The 793-nt window shown below is 40.2% G+C and carries 1 protein-coding gene; it reads left to right on the top strand.

The features are described 5' to 3' along the window. Positions 1–318 precede the first annotated feature (318 nt). On the top strand, positions 319–793 hold a 475-nt coding region (locus ACS8FD_RS19255), incomplete at its 3' end, for a LysR family transcriptional regulator (protein ID WP_439277041.1).

Below are 793 nucleotides of genomic sequence, written 5' to 3'. Positions count from 1 at the left end.
AATCCTTGAGCATCAGCTTGAGTAGGCAGACGCATCATCGAAGCAAAACCGCCAAATCTTGGCATCTCGTTGCCGCTTAATGGTTGATTGAATTTCATCATTCACATCCTTGTTTTATCTTATTTACGGTAGGCAATTTGTTATATGCTTTGACAATACCTAAATATCAGAGTACAGACCATGGTAAAATTTAGAAGTAAACTTCTAAATTTCCGTAGTAAGCTTGATTTGTTCGTCATTATCAGAAGTTTATCAAAAGTCAAAAACCGTATTTTATATTAAAAAATGAAAGAAATAGGCACTGGAGCATAATTCTTAATGTTAGATGAGCTGATAAAAATCGACATCAAAACCTTACGTAGCTTTATGGCTATTGTAGAGTGTCAAGGCGTGACAGCCGCACAAACTCGCTTAAATGTTACCCCTTCTGTCATTAGCGGTCATTTGACTCATTTAGAAGATCGTTTGGGTATGACGCTCTGTCATCGCGGCCGAGCTGGCTTTAAGCTTACAGAAGATGGTGCAGCGGTCTATGAAGCCTGTTTGAGCTTTACCGAAGCGGTTGCCAGCTTTCAACATCAATTGCATTATATTCGTCAATTAGACTCTGTTCATGGGGGTCACATTCGTTTGTGTCTCATTGATCAGATGCCAGCGTTTTTTTATGACGCGTTACAGCAATGCTTGTCCGCAAGCTATAGTAAAAATCCACTGATCCACTTCTCTATCGATGTGCAAAGCCCAGAGAGCATGTTAGACAAGCTTTTGAGCAACGAAAGCGACATTGGTGTGG

Source organism: Psychrobacter sp. 1U2 (assembly GCF_051847575.1).
This window is presented reverse-complemented; position numbering and strand designations above follow the sequence as displayed.